The 16,802-nt window shown below is 32.1% G+C and carries 16 protein-coding genes and 5 other annotated features; of the genes, 11 read left to right on the top strand and 5 right to left on the bottom strand.

Annotated elements, in window-relative coordinates:
- Together JJE11_RS03410 and JJE11_RS03405 are read left to right on the top strand one after the other, a co-directional pair.
- On the top strand, positions 1–280 hold a 280-nt coding region (locus JJE11_RS03410; protein ID WP_291632849.1), incomplete at its 5' end, for an amino acid--tRNA ligase-related protein.
- A gap of 195 nt (positions 281–475) precedes the next feature.
- Positions 476–763, top strand: coding sequence for a metal-sensitive transcriptional regulator (locus tag JJE11_RS03405; protein WP_291632848.1), 288 nt, complete (start codon positions 476–478; stop codon positions 761–763).
- Between the two features lie 31 nt (positions 764–794).
- Here JJE11_RS03405 and JJE11_RS03400 read toward each other — a convergent pair whose 3' ends face one another.
- Positions 795–1,220, bottom strand: coding sequence for a threonine/serine exporter family protein (locus tag JJE11_RS03400; protein ID WP_291632847.1), 426 nt, complete (start codon positions 1,218–1,220; stop codon positions 795–797).
- A complete protein-coding gene (locus JJE11_RS03395; protein WP_291632846.1) occupies positions 1,217–1,990 on the bottom strand; it encodes a threonine/serine exporter family protein in 774 nt (257 codons plus the stop codon). Before JJE11_RS03395 ends, JJE11_RS03400 begins: the two co-directional genes overlap by 4 nt.
- A 440-nt stretch (positions 1,991–2,430) precedes the next feature.
- On the opposite strand from JJE11_RS03395, the gene glyA reads away from it, so the two are divergent.
- Positions 2,431–3,657, top strand: coding sequence for a serine hydroxymethyltransferase (gene glyA / locus JJE11_RS03390; RefSeq protein ID WP_291632845.1), 1,227 nt, complete (start codon positions 2,431–2,433; stop codon positions 3,655–3,657).
- Between the two features lie 111 nt (positions 3,658–3,768).
- Here glyA and JJE11_RS03385 read toward each other — a convergent pair whose 3' ends face one another.
- Both JJE11_RS03385 and JJE11_RS03380 read right to left on the bottom strand, forming a co-directional pair.
- On the bottom strand, positions 3,769–4,374 hold the full coding sequence (locus JJE11_RS03385; protein WP_291632844.1) for a GGDEF domain-containing protein: 606 nt from the start codon (positions 4,372–4,374) through the stop codon (positions 3,769–3,771).
- A 183-nt stretch (positions 4,375–4,557) separates the two neighbouring features.
- Positions 4,558–5,916 carry a transporter substrate-binding domain-containing protein gene (locus JJE11_RS03380; protein ID WP_291632843.1) on the bottom strand — a complete coding sequence of 453 codons (1,359 nt, stop codon included), beginning with the start codon at positions 5,914–5,916 and terminating at the stop codon, positions 4,558–4,560.
- A gap of 411 nt (positions 5,917–6,327) precedes the next feature.
- On the opposite strand from JJE11_RS03380, the gene JJE11_RS03375 reads away from it, so the two are divergent.
- Genes JJE11_RS03375 through JJE11_RS03365 form a run of 3 tightly spaced genes read left to right on the top strand, consistent with a single transcriptional unit; the run spans position 6,328 to position 9,608 of the window.
- The gene (locus tag JJE11_RS03375) at positions 6,328–6,789 is read left to right on the top strand and encodes a hypothetical protein (protein WP_291632842.1); all 462 of its coding nucleotides are present in this window, start codon (positions 6,328–6,330) and stop codon (positions 6,787–6,789) included.
- 19 nt (positions 6,790–6,808) lie between these two features.
- On the top strand, positions 6,809–8,164 hold the full coding sequence (trkA, locus tag JJE11_RS03370) for a Trk system potassium transporter TrkA (RefSeq protein WP_291632841.1): 1,356 nt from the start codon (positions 6,809–6,811) through the stop codon (positions 8,162–8,164).
- 1 nt (position 8,165) lies between these two features.
- A complete protein-coding gene (locus tag JJE11_RS03365; protein ID WP_291632840.1) occupies positions 8,166–9,608 on the top strand; it encodes a TrkH family potassium uptake protein in 1,443 nt (480 codons plus the stop codon).
- Between the two features lie 256 nt (positions 9,609–9,864).
- On the opposite strand, the gene ilvA is transcribed toward JJE11_RS03365, so the two are convergent.
- Positions 9,865–11,109 carry a threonine ammonia-lyase gene (gene ilvA, locus JJE11_RS03360; RefSeq protein ID WP_291632839.1) on the bottom strand — a complete coding sequence of 415 codons (1,245 nt, stop codon included), beginning with the start codon at positions 11,107–11,109 and terminating at the stop codon, positions 9,865–9,867.
- Positions 11,110–11,174: 65 nt separating this feature from the next.
- Positions 11,175–11,407 (bottom strand) — a binding site (T-box leader).
- A gap of 214 nt (positions 11,408–11,621) precedes the next feature.
- Positions 11,622–11,915 (top strand) — a binding site (T-box leader).
- Between the two features lie 211 nt (positions 11,916–12,126).
- Positions 12,127–12,462 (top strand) — a binding site (T-box leader).
- 64 nt (positions 12,463–12,526) lie between these two features.
- On the opposite strand from ilvA, the gene JJE11_RS03355 reads away from it, so the two are divergent.
- The 5 genes from JJE11_RS03355 to JJE11_RS03335 all read left to right on the top strand — a co-directional run.
- Complete coding sequence (locus JJE11_RS03355; RefSeq protein WP_291632838.1) at positions 12,527–12,772, top strand: ACT domain-containing protein; 246 nt, start codon at positions 12,527–12,529, stop codon at positions 12,770–12,772.
- Between the two features lie 32 nt (positions 12,773–12,804).
- Complete coding sequence (gene ilvB / locus JJE11_RS03350; protein WP_291632837.1) at positions 12,805–14,484, top strand: biosynthetic-type acetolactate synthase large subunit; 1,680 nt, start codon at positions 12,805–12,807, stop codon at positions 14,482–14,484.
- Positions 14,485–14,499: 15 nt separating this feature from the next.
- Complete coding sequence (locus JJE11_RS03345; RefSeq protein WP_291632836.1) at positions 14,500–14,652, top strand: hypothetical protein; 153 nt, start codon at positions 14,500–14,502, stop codon at positions 14,650–14,652.
- Between the two features lie 58 nt (positions 14,653–14,710).
- On the top strand, positions 14,711–14,863 hold the full coding sequence (locus tag JJE11_RS03340) for a hypothetical protein (RefSeq protein WP_291632835.1): 153 nt from the start codon (positions 14,711–14,713) through the stop codon (positions 14,861–14,863).
- A 200-nt stretch (positions 14,864–15,063) separates the two neighbouring features.
- Positions 15,064–15,308, top strand: a binding site (T-box leader).
- Between the two features lie 112 nt (positions 15,309–15,420).
- Positions 15,421–15,676 (top strand) — a binding site (T-box leader).
- A gap of 112 nt (positions 15,677–15,788) precedes the next feature.
- Positions 15,789–16,802 (top strand): thiamine pyrophosphate-binding protein (locus tag JJE11_RS03335; RefSeq protein ID WP_291632834.1); only part of this gene is annotated, 1,014 nt, incomplete at its 3' end.

The raw sequence follows: 16,802 nt of genomic DNA, 5'->3' as shown, positions 1-16,802 counted from the left end.
AGAAACTATGTTTAAAGTTTTGGGATTTACTCAGGAGAAAGCATGGGAAAGATTTGGCTTCTTACTAGAATCATTCAAATATGGGCCACCACCACACGGCGGACTTGCTTTTGGACTAGATAGAATCGTAATGTTCTTAGCGGGAACGGAAAATATTAAAGACGTAATAGCATTTCCTAAGAATCAAAATGCTTACTGCCCTATGAGTGAAGCACCAAATCTGGTTGATGACAAGCAGCTTAATGAACTTGGTATTTCAATAACTGATGAAAAGAAGTAATACTTTAATAGAATATAGTTTAAAGAGAAAGAACATAATATCTAGGTATTATGTTCTTTTTATCGAGTGATATTAAATGAGAGTAGAAATATGTTAATTCCATTCGTTATCTATTGATTTGTATTAATTGTAATGATATAATTATAGACAGTACGTATACGGGGTATGACAACTATTATAAGTGGGAGTGTTAAAATGATAGAAGAAAAAAATAATTTAATGAGCGATGACTTAGTTAAAGATATTCAAGTTAGGCTAAGAAAAATTGAAGGACAGGTCAAAGGTATAGAAAAGATGGTGTCAAGCGAAGTTTGCTGCAAAAACATATTAGTGCAAGTTGCTGCAGTTAGGTCTGCTATGACTAAAGTTGGCGGGCTTGTTTTAGAGAGATATACAAAAAACTGTCTTATGCATGACGATGATGCGGCTGAACAAGAGAAAATCCAAGAGCTAGTTTCCACTTTTCTTATGTTTTTAAAGTGAAAAATAAAGAAGTAAAATTTGATATCAAATTTTACTTCTTTATTTTTTTAAAAATTGTACTTATAGAGGATACAAAAACTATTCCAATTGCAATGGCACCTGCACTAAACAGTGTTTCAGCACCTTTAGATAGAGAAGCACTAAAATTTCCCTTTACTGCCTCGAGAGTGGCAAAATACATTCCACCGCCAGGAACAAGAGGTATTATTGCACAGATTATAAATATGGTCACAGGATTTTTATATATTCTTGCCATTATTTCTGAGTAAATACTTACTACCATGGAGGCAAGGAATAATGAAAAAACTATGGAGGGTTGTAGTTTTGAAGAAAGAAGATAGGTGAACCAACCAAGGCCTCCCCCAATTGAAGCGATTATTAGATTTTTACCCCTAATATTAAATATTATGCCAAAACCGAGAGAACCTAAAAAAGCATAAAGTGAATTAACAATCATATAAGAGTACCTCCAAATAGCAAGAACCATATTTTGAAAACTATACTTGTGCCTGCAGCAATAGCAATGGCTATGAATAGTGCTTCTATTGATCTTGACATACCAGAAACTAGATCTCCAGCAATAGTATCCCTTATTGCATTAGTAATGGCAATACCGGGTACCAATAGCATTATAGAGCCTATTATTATAGTATCCATATTACCTACTAGACCTAAAGATGTAGCTAAAAGAGCTATGGAGGCTGCCAAAGAACCACCAAGCATATTTTTTAGAAAACTATTTACATCTAATTTATCTAAAAGTACATTTAAGCAATTTATAAGAGCACCAATTATAAGAGCTACAAGAAAGTCTTTATAATTTCCACCAAAAAGTAAGGTGAAAGATCCTGCAGTGCAAGCAGAAAAAAAAGTGGTGGTCTTATTGGAATATGGTTGTAAATTATTAATATAATCAATTTTTTTTCTTATATCCACCATGGATAATGGAGTAGAAACTAATTCTCTAGATAAATTGTTGATCATGGAAACCTTTCTCAGGTTAACTGTTCTGCTATTTATTCTTCTAACTAATGAAATGGTCTGATTTTCACTATTAGTTATAGAAATTATAATACCAGTAGGAGTAACAAAACTTTCAGTGTGTGATATACCATAGGATCCACAGATCATAATGATTGTTTGTTCAACTCTATAAGTTTCACCACCATTTTCTAATATAATTTTACCAGCTTCAGCAGCTATATGAATGATATCATCAATATACATGGGCTCTCCCTTCAGTATAAAACCAATTTTAGATTTTTATAAATTATTTTAAGGTGTAATAATAAACTTTTTGTATAATATATAATAATGAAAATTGCTCTATCATTATATACCATAAATCTAAAAAAAAATGATTAGTTAGAAAATTAAATTATTAGTTAGAAAATTAGATTATTTATTAATGTTTGTAGTGTGGATTATGCTACATATATATATAGTGTGTACACGAAAGTGACATTTTAGGTGAAAATATTGTAAAAATACTAATATTAAATAAAGAATTCAGAATATTTAGGAATATTTTCATGTTTTTGTTGAAAAATACCTATTTACCTTTTATAATATAATTGTAATAGTTATTTTTATTGGTTTCAAAAATTACTAATAAAGCACCCTAGTGATGCTTTAATTTAAACGATGAAAGGATGGTCATAAATATTATGGAATATTTAAAAAACAGTGATTTATTGGTTTACGAAATTATTGAAGAGGAGAATAAAAGGCAAGAGGATCATATTGAACTAATCGCTTCTGAAAATTTTGTTAGCAGAGCAGTTCTAGAGGCAAATGGTTCTATTTTAACTAATAAATATGCCGAAGGCTATCCTGCTAAAAGATATTATGGTGGTTGTGAAGTAGTTGATAAAGTAGAAAACTTAGCTCGAGATAGAATGAAGGAACTTTTTGGTTGCGAACATGTTAATGTTCAACCCCATTCAGGTTCGCAAGCTAATATGGCTGTATACTTCTCTGTGCTTAAACCAGGTGATACTGTACTAGGTATGAATTTAAGTCATGGTGGCCACTTAACTCATGGAAGTCCCGTGAATTTTTCAGGAATATTATACAACTTTATTCCTTATGGTGTTAATTCAGAAACAGAAACTATAGACTATGATGAAGTTAGGACACTCGCTAAAAAACATAATCCTAAAATGATAGTTATTGGTGCGTCTGCTTATCCAAGAGCTATCGATTTTAAAGTATTTAAAGAAATTTGCGATGAGGTAGGCGCATATATGTTTGTAGATATGGCTCATATAGCAGGGCTTGTTGCAACAGGAGCACATGAGTCTCCAGTGCCATATGCTGATTTCGTTACTACTACAACCCATAAAACTTTAAGAGGACCTAGGGGTGGAGCAATTTTGTGTAAAGAAAAATATGCAAAACAAATAGATAAATCTATCTTTCCAGGTATGCAAGGTGGACCATTAATGCAGACTATAGCAGCTAAAGCTGTTTGCTTTGGAGAAGCGCTTAGACCAGAATTCAAAGTTTATATTGAACAAGTTGTTAAAAATGCAAAGATACTCGGAGAAGAGCTTATAAAATATGGCTTTAAATTAGTATCAGGTGGTACAGACAATCATCTTTTACTTATAGAATTAACGAATAAAAATATTACAGGTAAGGAAGCTGAAAAACTATTAGATCTTGTTGGTATTACTGTAAACAAAAATACTGTACCAAATGAAACTTTAAGTCCTTTTGTTACAAGTGGTATAAGAGTTGGTACGCCTGCTGTAACTACAAGAGGATTTAAAGAAGAGGAAATGAAAAAGATAGCTGAACTTATAAATGAAACTATAGAAAATAGAGAAGGAAATTTAGAACCAATTAGAGAGAAAGTAGTCCAACTATGTGGCAAATATCCAGTATATTAGATGGAAATATGAACGCCAAGAGATATGAAACGGATATGTTATAATTGAAAAAGATAGTAAAACCGTGTTTTGTGGTTTTACTATCTTTTTTTTGATTGGATATGATTGTACTTAGTGGGTTTTAAACATTTTCTTGTCATTATACATCATTGCATCTGCATCCTTAAACATTTCATCAAAGGTTTTGACTACTGAATAACGAGTGGCATATCCAAATGCAGCACTCACATTTATTATATCGTTTTCAGAAATTAAAATAGAGCTCTTTGGTGCATTAATTTTCATGTTTTTTATAATCTCTTCTGCTTTACCTTCATTTGCATTCTCTAAAATTATAAGAAATTCATCTCCGCCCATTCGAATTAATAAAGCCTCAGTAGGGCAATTTTCCTTAAGCAATCCTGCAAAACGTCTCAACAACTCATCTCCAAGTAGGTGACCATATTTATCATTAGTAACTTTTAAATTATTAATGTCAGTAACGATAAAGCTCTGGGGATAGGTAAAAAAATCCAGTATATTCTCTATTTTGGAACTAAAATAGTTTCTATTATAGAGAGTAGTCAGTGGATCAATGCAAAGAAATTCTTCCTTTTGTCGCAATAACTCAGAGGCCAGCTTTTCCTTTATTAAAGCTTTAATTAATCTAACCACATATAGAATGACAAAAATCAATAAGACAACCAATCCAATTATTGCAAATATTAAATTTTGCATATGGTTTTTAGTGCTTACATGAGGAACTTCGTCATAACCGATTTTGGTTAATTCTCTGATATCTATTAAAGGGATAACTTTATTAATGATACTAGCTAATTCTGGCTTTCCTTTTGTTATGCCATAATATAAATAAGAATCAGTGCTTGTGACACCTTTTTCTACGAGATCATATAGCTGTAATTATTCTGTGTAGTAACGAACAACAGTAGGATTTTCAATTAAGTAATCAGCCTTTCCCTTTTGTACCAGTGCCAAGGATTCTTGAATTGAATTTGTCTGGATAATATTTACGGTTGTTAGATTTTTTATTAAATGTTCATAATGCCAAAAGCCTTTAATTACAGCAACTCTTTTACCTTCTAACCCAAAAATATCCCGTACATCTTTACTATCTTTTCTGCCTACAATGATATCTCTTTCGGTGCTATAAGGCCTTGGATATAATAAATATTTTAATCGATCCTCAGTTTTAGCAATATTTAAAATGTCAATATCACCTTTTTTCAGCTTCATACTTAAGTCATCAAAATCACTGTACTGATTTATAAATTTTATACCTGTCTTCTGAGATATCTCTTTTATAATTTGTCCACTTATTCCTTTATATTCACCATTATCATAATAGTCGAAGGGCAAATAATCTTTAGTAATTCCAACAACTGCTTTTCCATCATTTTTAAGCCAACTAATCTCTGAGGGTGTAAGATTCATTATTTTCGCATGATACTCGACTTCACCTATATTAATAATTTTAGTGAGAAGAGGTCCTTTTAAATGTTCAATTTCCTTGTTTAGTATATTAATCAAGATTTCATCACTTTTTCTTGCAGAAAGTGTCAAATCAGAGGTAATTGTACTTAGTTTAAAAGCATAAGTTAATTCTGGAAATCGGTATATATGATCATAAACAATTGGACCACCAGAGATTATTAAAGCATCAACTTCATTTTTATTTATTGCTGCAATACATTCTTCTCTCGATTCATAAAGTTTCTTTATATATTTTATATTCTTATATATTTTTGGAAGCATATCAATTATAATATCTTCTTTCATAAAACCTACTGTCTTATTATCAATATCACCTATTGTATTAATGGAATCTCCATGTTTGCCAATAATTGCGTAAGGAATTTTATACACAGGTTGAGTATATGACATTGTTTTTTTTCTTTCGGTTGTTTCGTTTGCTCCAAAAATAATATCTATATTACCAGTATGAAGACCAGAATAGATTTCACCCCAGCTCTTTGATGTTTCAAGTTGAATATTTATTCCCAAATCTATTTTAAAACGAGAAATTAATGGAATTAAATATCCTTTTTCTTCACCTCTATATTTGAAGTATTCCATACCTGAATTAGGATCAACACCTAGGGTTAAAATTCTTTCTTTATTGTTAAGTAGCCATTGTTTTTCTTGTGTAGTCAAGGTTAGCGAAGTGTCTATGACACCAAAGGCGCAAATACTTGAGATAATAAGCAGTAGATAAGTGAAAATAATAATTTTTATACATTTTTTCACTATAACACATCCCATCTGTAGCCCCACCCCAACCATTATAAAGCAGAGACACCCAATTCTATGATTCTTGAATACTGAACATATTATATATATAATAATACAAAATTGCCATATTTACAACTATTAGCTATTAAGTTAAATGTATCATATTTTATGATTTTTTATTATTAGAACATATAAAATATTAAACAAATAAATTATAGGTCAAGTATCTTGACAATTGTAGTAACGGGTATGATAATGTAGGGTATATAATGTTGGTTAAAATAGTAATGAATAACGGTTATATCAGTATACACTGGGAAAATATTCAAAACCGACAACTACTATGTATCTGATTTTAATTTTAATTGAATAACTATTGGTAATATGTTAATAAAACGGTATAATGAATGATACTCAATTTAATATTTATAGGGGGATTTTATGGAGAGTAATATACAATTTGTTACTGAATTAGATATATTTCTTCAAATGGTATTAGTTACTATTAATAGTGAAAACAATTATCAAATTTTAATTTCTGGAACCTTTGATCATCCATTATTTAAGAAAATAATAGAAAAGTTACTTATGAGTGGCAAGATTAATAAATGTAAAATTCTAATTCCACATGTTGGTAGCACCGGAATTATATCAAGAGATTATATTAATAAAATTAGTAATTCTGGTGGGAAGATACGGATGAATAGTGTGTTCAGAAAAAACTTGATAGTTGTAGGAAACGAGGCATTTATTATATCTCTATCTTCGAGATATAAAAGTGGTTTAGTTGTGAAAAGTAAGTTTGATTGTGTGGTACAAACTAATGACAGTAAAACTGTTAGCCTTATATCAGAAATATTTGAAAAAGTATGGAATAAAAGTCTACCAATAGTGAATGCTTAGAAAGACTTAGGAGGAAATTATGAAAATAATAATTATTGGAGCAGGTAAAGTCGGCTATACGCTTGCTGAAAATCTTGCTGCAGAGAAGAATGATGTTACACTTATAGATAAAAGTATTCATGTAATTGAAAAAGTAGAGGATAATCTTGATGTTATGTGTATTAAAGGTAATGGAGTAAGTACTAACACATTGATTGAAGCAGGAATAGAAAAAGCAGACTTACTTGTTGCAGTAACAGGTAGTGATGAAATTAATATGGTTTGCTGCCTTACTGCTAAAAAGCTAGGTGCTCGCCAGACTGTTGCAAGAGTAAGAAATCCTGAATATGCCGATGAACTCTCATTGATTAAGGATCAATTGGGTGTAGATTTTGTAATAAATCCAGAATTTGCAGCAGCAGAAGAAATAGCTAGAACTTTGGGATTTTCATCTGCTATCAATGTGGAAAGGTTTGCTAGTGGCAGGGTAAGAATGGTTGAATTAAAAATGACCGCTGAAGTGGCTATTATCGGTAAGCGATTAAGAGATATAAATAAATATGCTTCTTCTACAGTGATCTTTGGGGTAATAATTAGAGGGAATGAGATAATTGTTCCTGAAGGTGAAGACCTAATTAAAGAAAATGACGTTATATATGTTATAGGAAAGGCATCCAATATATTTAAATTTTGCAAAGCGTGTGGTAAATCACCTGAAAAAATTAAAAATGTTATAATTATGGGAGGCGGAAGAATTGCTCACTATCTTTATAAACTTTTAATAGGTATGAACATGAATATTAAGATTATAGAAATCAGTAGTGAAAGATGTTATGAGCTTTCTGAAGAACTTCCAAGCGCGCTTATAATTAATAGTGATGGAACAGAAGAAGATGTGCTCCTTTCTGAAAATATAAGAAATATGGATGGCTTTGTAGCAATTACCGGTATGGACGAACAAAACTTGATGTCATCTCTTATAGCGAAAAAAATGGGAGTAAAAAAGGTTGTAACGAAGATCAGTCGTACAAATTATATCGATATTGTACGTGAGCTCGGTATTGATTGTGTTATATGTCCAAAGCTCATAACTACTAATCAAATTATTAAGTATGCAAGAGGAAATGCAGTTGAATCACTGCTTAAAATTGCTGGAGGCAGTGTTGAAATACTTGAATTTATCGTAGATAAGAGTAGTAAATTTGTTAATAAATCAATAAAAGACATTGAGATTGCAGAAAATACTCTAATTGCCACGATAGTAAGAAAACATGAAGTAGTTATACCTCATGGGAATGACATCATAAAGAGTGGTGATAGAATAATTGTAATAACAAAGCAAAAAAATATATCGAAATTAAAGGGATTAGAATCTGCGATCCCTGGGGGACTATAATGTGAATTACGGAATGGTTTTAAAAAATCTGGGGATAGTATTAGTGTGTGAAGCTCTAGCTATGTTTCCATCACTAATTGTAGCAGTAATATACGGTGAAAAAAGTGAATGGTCATTTCTTTATACCATATTAATACTGCTCATAATTGGTATAACTTTAAGCCTTAAAAAACCCAAAAATAGAGGTATATATATTAAAGATGGATTTGCTATTGTAGCAATAGGTTGGCTTTTAGTGTCATTTTTTGGAGCTCTTCCATTTTATTTTAGTGGAGTAATTCCATCTTTTGTAGATTGTTTTTTTGAATCAAGTTCAGGTTTTTCGACTACGGGTGCAAGTATTTTGCAACAAATAGAAGGATTACCTCGAGGTATATTATTTTGGAGGAGTTTCACTCATTGGGTAGGGGGTATGGGCGTACTTATACTAACTATGGCAATTCTTCCATCAGCGGGCACTGGTGCAGTACGGATAATGAAGGCGGAAAGCCCAGGTCCTAGTCCAGAGAAATTAGTTCCTAGAGTAAAAGAAACTGCAAAAATACTCTATGGAATTTATATACTTATAACCATAATTGAGATTATTCTTTTAAAATTTGCTGGATTGTCATTGTATGATTCATTAATACATACATTTGGTACAGTTGGTACGGGTGGATTTTCAAATATGAATTCCAGTGTTGGGTCATATAATAATATATATGTTGAGATGATAATAACTTCTTTTATGTTTATATGTGGAGCAAATTTTGCACTGTATTATCAAGCTCTGAGAGGTAATTTTAAAGGTTTCTTTAAAAACGAAGAGTTTAAATTATATTTTTTTGTTGTCATGATTTCAATAGTATTAATATCATTAAACATATATGGAACTATATATAAGGGCGTAGGACAATCTATTAGATATTCAGCCTTTCAAGTAGTATCCATAATAACTACTACAGGGTATTCTACAGCTGATTTTAATGTTTGGCCAGTATTTAGCAAGACCATACTATTTTTTCTTATGTTTGTTGGTGGTTGTGCTGGTTCAACTGGTGGAGGAATAAAAAACATTAGGTTCCTACTGCTATTTAAGGTTGCCAAGAGAGATTTACAGAAAATAATACATCCTAGGGCAGTTTACTCAGTAAAAGTCGGTGGAAAAACTATCAATGAGCAGACATTGTCTGAAGTACTTGGATTTTTCTTTATGTATATAATGGTTTTCTGTGGGGCTGTACTTATTGTATCAATTGAGGGAAAAGATCTAGTAACGACGATTACTTCAGTGGTGGCTACTATAGGGAATATAGGCCCAGGCCTCGGTCTAGTAGGCCCAACGGGAAATTTTTCAGGATTTACGGATTTAAGTAAAATGGTTTTATCATTTTGCATGATTATAGGAAGGCTTGAAATTTATCCTATATTACTATTAACTTTTCCTGGATTTTGGAAAAAATAATTTAACGACATTTCAGAAGGAAAGTCTCCCACTTCTATAAGCGGGAGTTACATACCCTAACAAATAGAAAACTTCAGTGGGAGTATAAATCTCCTTCTGAAGTCGTTAATATTTCAGCTCCGCAGGAGATGATTTAACCATATTTTAAAATGAAAGTCACCCAATTCTATCTACGCAGATGTATAGAATTGGGTGGCTTTTTATAAAACCGTAAAAAATATTGAAGAGGAACTGCTTTCATATTTGAGGAATTGAATTAGTATATTTTATTAACAGTATATCCGGCTTTATTTAATTCATTTATAATTGTAGTTACATGTTCATGGCCATTTGTTTCGGCAGTAATTTCAAGTTGAACTTGCATAAAACGGTCATTAGTTTTAAATTGATTATGATCAAGCTTTATTACATTTGCATTTGCTTTTGCGAGAATCGTTGAGATTTTGACAAGTTCTCCGGGTTTATCTGGCATTTCTATACTAAAGCAGAATAGTCTTCCTCTTGAAACCAAACCTCTATCTATCATTGAGGAAATCGTTACAACGTCAATATTTCCCCCGCTTAAAACGCAGGCCACTTTTTTACCCTTCTCTTTTATTTTTTTTAAACCGGCAAATGACAAGGCGCCAGAAGCTTCTGCTATAAGTTTATGTTTTTCTAAAAGAAGAAGAAATGATTCCATTATATCAAAGTCTGAAACTGTTACAATTTCATCTACATAATTTCGAATTATCTCAAAGGTTAGGTCTCCAGGTTTTTTTACGGCCACACCATCAGCTATAGTACGAACTGTTGCAAGATGTACGATTCCGTTATTGTCCATAGAATCCTTCATTGCTTTTGCACCTTCTGGCTCTACACCTATTATTTTAATGTTAGGATTTAAGGCTTTTGCTGCAAGGGCAATTCCTCCGATTAATCCTCCACCGCCAACGGGGACAAGAATACAATCAATATCTTCGATTTCGTCGATGATTTCGCAGGCTATTGTTCCTTGACCATACATTACATCCAAATCATCAAAGGGATGTACAAAAACGTAATTATACTCATTTTCTAAGCGTTTTGCTTCTGTATAAGCTTCATCGTAACAGTCTCCGAATAAAATCACATTTGCACCATAACTTTTCGTGGCCTCAATTTTAATAAGAGGGGTGGTTTTAGGCATTACTATGGTAGCGGAAATGCCCAATTTCTCAGATGAATATGCGACACCTTGGGCGTGATTTCCTGCAGAAGATGCTATTACTCCTCTTTCTTTTTCAGATTGTGTTAATGTACAAAGTTTATTGTAGGCTCCGCGAAGTTTAAAGGCACCAGTAATCTGCAAATTTTCAGGTTTAATATAAACGGAATTTCCAGATTCATTACTGAAAACATCACTGTAAATGAGGGCTGTTTTCTTAGATACACCTTTTAGGTTTGTCTGTGCCTTTTTTATTTCTGAAAGATAAAATTCTAATTCTTGATTTGATGATGAATTTGTTGCTACTTTTAACATGTTTAAAACCTCCATTTTTTCAGTTATGTTATTGTATACAAAAAAAACTCGTCCTTGAATATAAATTCAAGGACGAGTGTAAATCGCGGTACCACCTTAATTGTATCTTAAAAAAGACACCTCTCTCTTCGGTTCTCTCAAACCTAAGCCTTCTATCGGGGCTCACCGGCTCATCCTACTTTATTCAGACAAGCAGCTCAGGAGTGATTTGTATCCTATACCCAGTATCGACTCTCAGCAAACATCGACTCTCTGTAACTGAAGATTATAAAATAACGATCTCCGTCATTGCAACAACAATATACTTATTTTTAAAATGAATCTTAACATTAAAAATTCTTAATGTCAATAAAAAATAAAACACGTATAAAATGCAATGTAATACCATAATATAATATACAATACAAAATGTAATATAATACCATAATATAAAATATAATATAAAATGTTAAAATTTGTTTGACAAATAAGAAAAGTTAGAATATAATATAAAATAATAACAAATTAAAAATTGAAAAGTGATGATGGAGAGTAAATTTCCAAACTAAAACTACAGAGAGCCAATAATTGTTGAGAGTTGGTGTTATAGTGGATATTTATATCACTCTAGAGCTGCCAGGTTGAAATAATGTATTACGATAGACATTGTGATATAAAGTAAACATGGACGGATGCCACCGATATAAGGCTATGGTTTAAAGTGTTTATGTGGTTTTAACAATAGATTTCTTTAGATCAGAGAATAAGGTAATTCATTTAATTGAATTATGAACTAGGGTGGTACCACGAAAGTTTTCGTCCCTATAAACATATTTATATGTGTTTATAGGGATGAAAACTTTTTATTTTTGTAGAAAAAGATTGTTATGGTAAGACTAAATGTAAAGTCTTTATTGTGAAATCTTTAGTAATTTAAAAATAAGAGGTCTCATTTAAAAAGTATTAGGAAAATTAGAAAATAAAAAAAATGTGTTGACAAACTGATTTAATGCATATATACTAAAAAACAATATAAAGAATAAGGCTATGACGGAGATAAATATATCACAGTAAGACCACAGAGAACCAACGTTTGCTGAGAGTTGGTGTTGATACGGATATGTAATAATCACTCTTGAGCTGCTGAGTTGAAATTGAAATTATTATGATGATTAATTGCAAAAAATTGATTTGCAAGGTTAATCACAAGAACCGCATAATTTCGAATAAAGTAAACGAAGACGGGTGCCCCCGATATAGGGCTATGGTTAAGGGAATTCATTTTTAAATTTTAATTCTTTTGACTAAAAATGGAGGTAATTTATAAAAATAAATTACGAACTAGGGTGGTACCACGAATCTTTCGTCCCTATAAGCATAGATAAATATGTTTATAGGGATGGAAGATTTTTTATTTGTCCCAAAAGGAGGAATTGTAATGTATAGAACTATAAGCGCGAAGGCTGAACAAGGTTTAGATGTTTTAGTAAGAGTTACTAATACTTTAAGAAGAAAAGAATTTCAAATAAAGGGACTTGTAATGACAGAGTGTGAAATTGGTGGGTATTCAGATTTAATGATAACAATAGATGAAGGATATAATTTAGGGATAGAACAAGCGATGATGCAGCTCAGAAAAATCATAAATGTATATGAAATTAAAGAGTTTGTTGGAGAAAATTAACTGAAAAAATGTATTGAAAAGAAGGTGAGACAATGCGATTAAATGGAGCTCAAATTTTACTTGAGTGTTTAAAAGAGCAGGATGCGAGTATTATTTTCGGATATCCGGGTGGAGCAGTGATTCCACTATATGATGCACTTTATGATGAACTTGAATATTTTACACATATTAGAACTGCTCATGAACAAGCGGCGGTTCATGCAGCAGATGGTTATGCGAGAGCAACAGGAAAGGTTGGAGTTTGCATTGTAACCTCAGGGCCTGGTGCAACGAATACCATTACGGGAATTGCAACTGCTTATATGGATTCAATTCCAATGGTTGTATTTACAGGGCAGGTTCCACGAAATTTGCTTGGTCGTGATTCTTTTCAGGAAATAGATATAATGGGAATTACTTTATCTATTACAAAACATAGTTATATTGTAAAAGATGAAAAGAACTTAGCAGATACAATAAGAAAAGCTTTTGAAATAGCAGCAAGTGGGAGACCAGGACCAGTGCTTATAGATATTCCTAAGGATGTTTTCTTAAGTCAAGCGGAATATGAAAAGCCGAAAAGTCAGAATAAAAAACAAGAAACTACTACTAATATAGAAATGGAGAAAATAAAAGAAGCGGTAAAAATGATTCAGTCTGCAAAAAAACCTATAATCTATGCTGGTGGAGGAATAAAAACATGTAATGCTTCAATGACAGTATGTAAGTTTGCACAAACAGGAGATATTCCGGTAGCAAATACATTGATGGGGCTTGGTACAATTCCACGAAACCACAAGTTATCACTGGGAATGCTCGGAATGCACGGATTTCGCGAAACTAACTTAGCAGTGACCAATAGTGATTTAATTATAGCAATTGGCGCACGATTTAGTGATAGAGTAATTGGGAAAGCAGACGAATTTGCACCGATTGCAAAAATCATTCATATTGATATTGATGAAACTGAGATAGATAAAAATAAGGCAGTAGATTTATCCCTAGTTGGTGATATGAATACGATTTTGGAAACTTTACTTTTATTTATGGATCAAAAGGATAGAAAGTTTTGGCATGATGAAATAGCAAGTTGGAAGGTTGTAGATATAGCAAACTCTAAAAGTGATTATAAGGAGGAATCGAACTTAACACATCACAGCGTACTTCGCTGTTTAAATGAAGCTCTTGAGGAAGATATAATTGTGACAACAGATGTAGGACAACATCAGATGTGGACGGCACAACAATGGAACTTTAAGGAACCTAGGACATTTATCACTTCTGGGGGACTAGGGACCATGGGATTTGGATTAGGTGCTGCCATTGGAGGTCAAATGGCGAATTTGGATAAAAGGGTACTTTTAATAACTGGCGATGGAAGTTTTAGAATGAGTTGCAATGAGCTTCAGACGATTTCAAAGTATAAGCTTCCTATAGTTACTGTGATTATGAACAATCATACATTGGGAATGGTCCGGCAGTGGCAGAAAATGTTCAGTAATGAACGATACTCTGAAACAGATATTGATGATGATGTAAATTATGTAAAGCTGGCAGAAGCGTATGGTATTGCAGGATATAAGGTTACGAGTGTAGATGAACTAGAAAGTGTTCTTAAAACCGTGAAGACTGGAAGAAAACCTCTGCTTATAGATTGTGTAATAGATAAGGAAGAAGGCGTATATCCTATTGTGCCACCAGGAAAATCAATTCAAGAATTAGTTTTACAATAAAAGGAGGATATAAAAATGTTAAATTTAAATGAAAAAGTGGATTATTTGGAAGAGACAGAAAGAAATGACAACTTTGAGACAGAGAAACAAAATCAAGTTGAATTTTATAACCCAAATTATACTGTAAACTATTTTGGAGCAGGTCGTGAATATGAAGACTGGATATAAGAAAATATAATAATATTTGCTGCAACAAAGAGTTTTAGAATAAAAGGAGGATATAAAAATGTTAAATTTGAATGAAAAAGTGAATTATTTGGAAGAGACAGAAAGAAATGACAACTTTGAGGCAGAGACAGAAAATCAAGTTGAATTTTATAACCCCAATTATGCTGTAAACTATTTTGGATTAGGCCGTGGATGTGAAGACTGGCAATAAGAAAATATAATAATTTTACTGTAATAAAGCACACTGAGCGTTTTCTTAATGTGCTTTATTATAGCTTTTGAGTTATAATGTGCTTAAAAATGGTTAATTACTTATTTTTTTATATTTTGTAAAATATTTTAAAAAGATGTTGACAAAGAAAATTTCATAAAGTATACTAATCTACAACATAGAAAATAAATTTGAATATTGAGAAAACTAAGATAGGGAAAGTAAACATCCTGCATATTTTTCAGAGAGTGGGAGATGGTGTAAACCCATAAATAGCTAATGTTGAAACTCACCCTTGAGTTGCAAGCTGAAATTTATTGTAATTATATATTTTATTATATATAAAACATATAAGGTAAGCCGTGCCGGTGTATACAAGCTGTACATCGTTATAAAATTAAGATATAAAAATGGGTGGTACCGCGATAGACTTTTCGCCCCAAAAACGAAAGGTCTATTTTTTATTTTTGAATATATTTGGAATATTTTACAAAAGTATATTATATAGTGATAGTGATATATATAAGAAGCCCAATGATCAATATAATTTAATAATTTTAAAAACTGCGATAGGAATAGTAAACGTCATGAACATTTTTCAGAGAGTGGGAATTGCTGTGAACCCACAAATTTCTGATGTTGAATCTCACCCTTGAGTTGTAAGCTGAAAGCATAATGCTTTTATATTATACTTATATAGCGTAATATAAAAATATTATATGTCGTAAGCCGTGCCGGTGTATGTAACTTATACGTCGTTATAAAATGAAGAATAAAAATGGGTGGTACCGCGATAGACTTTTCGCCCCAATGGGAAGAGGTCTATTTTTTTATACTCACAATCCTAATTCATGTAAAAAGGATGTAGATAGAATTCGAGAGACTATATCGCAAGGCTAATTTCAAATTTAAAGGAGGCACAAAAATGAAAGTTGCGCAGGCAATAATTAAATGTTTACAAAAGGAAAATGTAAAAATAGTGTTTGGTTACCCAGGGGTTCCAGTTGGGCCTTTATATGAAGCACTAAGAAATTCTGATATAGAACATATACTCGTAAGACATGAACAGGCAGCAGGGCATAGTGCTAGTGGATATGCTAGGGCAACAAGAACTATAGGCGTATGTATTGCAACTTCTGGACCTGGAGCTATTAATCTTATAACTGGAATTGCTACTGCCTATATGGACTCCATACCTATGGTTGCAATTACTGGACAAGTTCGGACCGATCTAATAGGAAAAGACGTTTTTCAAGAAGCAGATATTATTGGCGCAACAGACTCTTTCACAAAACATAGTTATCTTGTAAAAGATGTAAAGGACATTCCTAGAATTATGAAAGAGGCCTTTTATATTGCAAAAACAGGAAGACCAGGTCCGGTACTTATAGATATTCCACTTGATATCCAAAACACAGAAATTGAATTTGAATATCCGGAAGAAGTAAATATAAGGGGATATAAGCCTACCATATATGGTCATAAGGGTCAAATAAAAAAAGCACTAGAAAGAATTAAAAATAGTAAAAAACCTCTTATTTGCGTAGGTGGGGGCGTCATGTCTGCAAATGCTGAAAAAGAGTTACTAAAGTTTGTAGAAAAATCTAAGATACCTATGGTACATACTTTAATGGGTAAGGATGGACTCCCATCAAAATATCCATATAATGTTGGATTAATTGGATCCCATGGTTTTAAATACGCAAATAGGGCAATAGCTGAGGCCGATGTTTTAATTCTAGTGGGAACGAGAGTTGCTGATAGAGCAACAGGTGGTTCTAAGAGTTTTGGAAAAGCAGCAGATATTATTCATATTGATATTGATCCAGCAGAAATAGGTAAAAATCTTAGTGCTCTCATTCCTGTAGTTGGTGATTGCAAAGAAATATTAAAAGACCTTACTTATGGAATAACAGAGATTGATACAAAAGTGTGGCTT

This window comes from Clostridium sp. (assembly GCF_016650095.1).
GTDB lineage: Bacteria > Bacillota > Clostridia > Clostridiales > Clostridiaceae > Clostridium_AD.
Note: the sequence above shows the minus strand (reverse complement) of the source record. Positions and strands in the feature narration are given on the sequence as shown.

Bases quoted from the DNA above. Each gene is read 5' to 3' on its own strand.
- ilvA (WP_291632839.1), bottom strand. From the start codon at position 11,109: ATGTTAAAAGTAGCAACAAATTCATCATCAAATCAAGAATTAGAATTT.
- trkA (WP_291632841.1), top strand. From the start codon at position 6,809: ATGAAAATAATAATTATTGGAGCAGGTAAAGTCGGCTATACGCTTGCT.
- JJE11_RS03340 (WP_291632835.1), top strand. From the start codon at position 14,711: ATGTTAAATTTGAATGAAAAAGTGAATTATTTGGAAGAGACAGAAAGA.
- JJE11_RS03405 (WP_291632848.1), top strand. From the start codon at position 476: ATGATAGAAGAAAAAAATAATTTAATGAGCGATGACTTAGTTAAAGAT.
- JJE11_RS03380 (WP_291632843.1), bottom strand. From the start codon at position 5,916: ATGGGATGTGTTATAGTGAAAAAATGTATAAAAATTATTATTTTCACT.
- JJE11_RS03385 (WP_291632844.1), bottom strand. From the start codon at position 4,374: ATGCAAAATTTAATATTTGCAATAATTGGATTGGTTGTCTTATTGATT.
- glyA (WP_291632845.1), top strand. From the start codon at position 2,431: ATGGAATATTTAAAAAACAGTGATTTATTGGTTTACGAAATTATTGAA.
- JJE11_RS03375 (WP_291632842.1), top strand. From the start codon at position 6,328: ATGGAGAGTAATATACAATTTGTTACTGAATTAGATATATTTCTTCAA.
- JJE11_RS03395 (WP_291632846.1), bottom strand. From the start codon at position 1,990: ATGTATATTGATGATATCATTCATATAGCTGCTGAAGCTGGTAAAATT.
- ilvB (WP_291632837.1), top strand. From the start codon at position 12,805: ATGCGATTAAATGGAGCTCAAATTTTACTTGAGTGTTTAAAAGAGCAG.
- JJE11_RS03355 (WP_291632838.1), top strand. From the start codon at position 12,527: ATGTATAGAACTATAAGCGCGAAGGCTGAACAAGGTTTAGATGTTTTA.
- JJE11_RS03400 (WP_291632847.1), bottom strand. From the start codon at position 1,220: ATGATTGTTAATTCACTTTATGCTTTTTTAGGTTCTCTCGGTTTTGGC.
- JJE11_RS03345 (WP_291632836.1), top strand. From the start codon at position 14,500: ATGTTAAATTTAAATGAAAAAGTGGATTATTTGGAAGAGACAGAAAGA.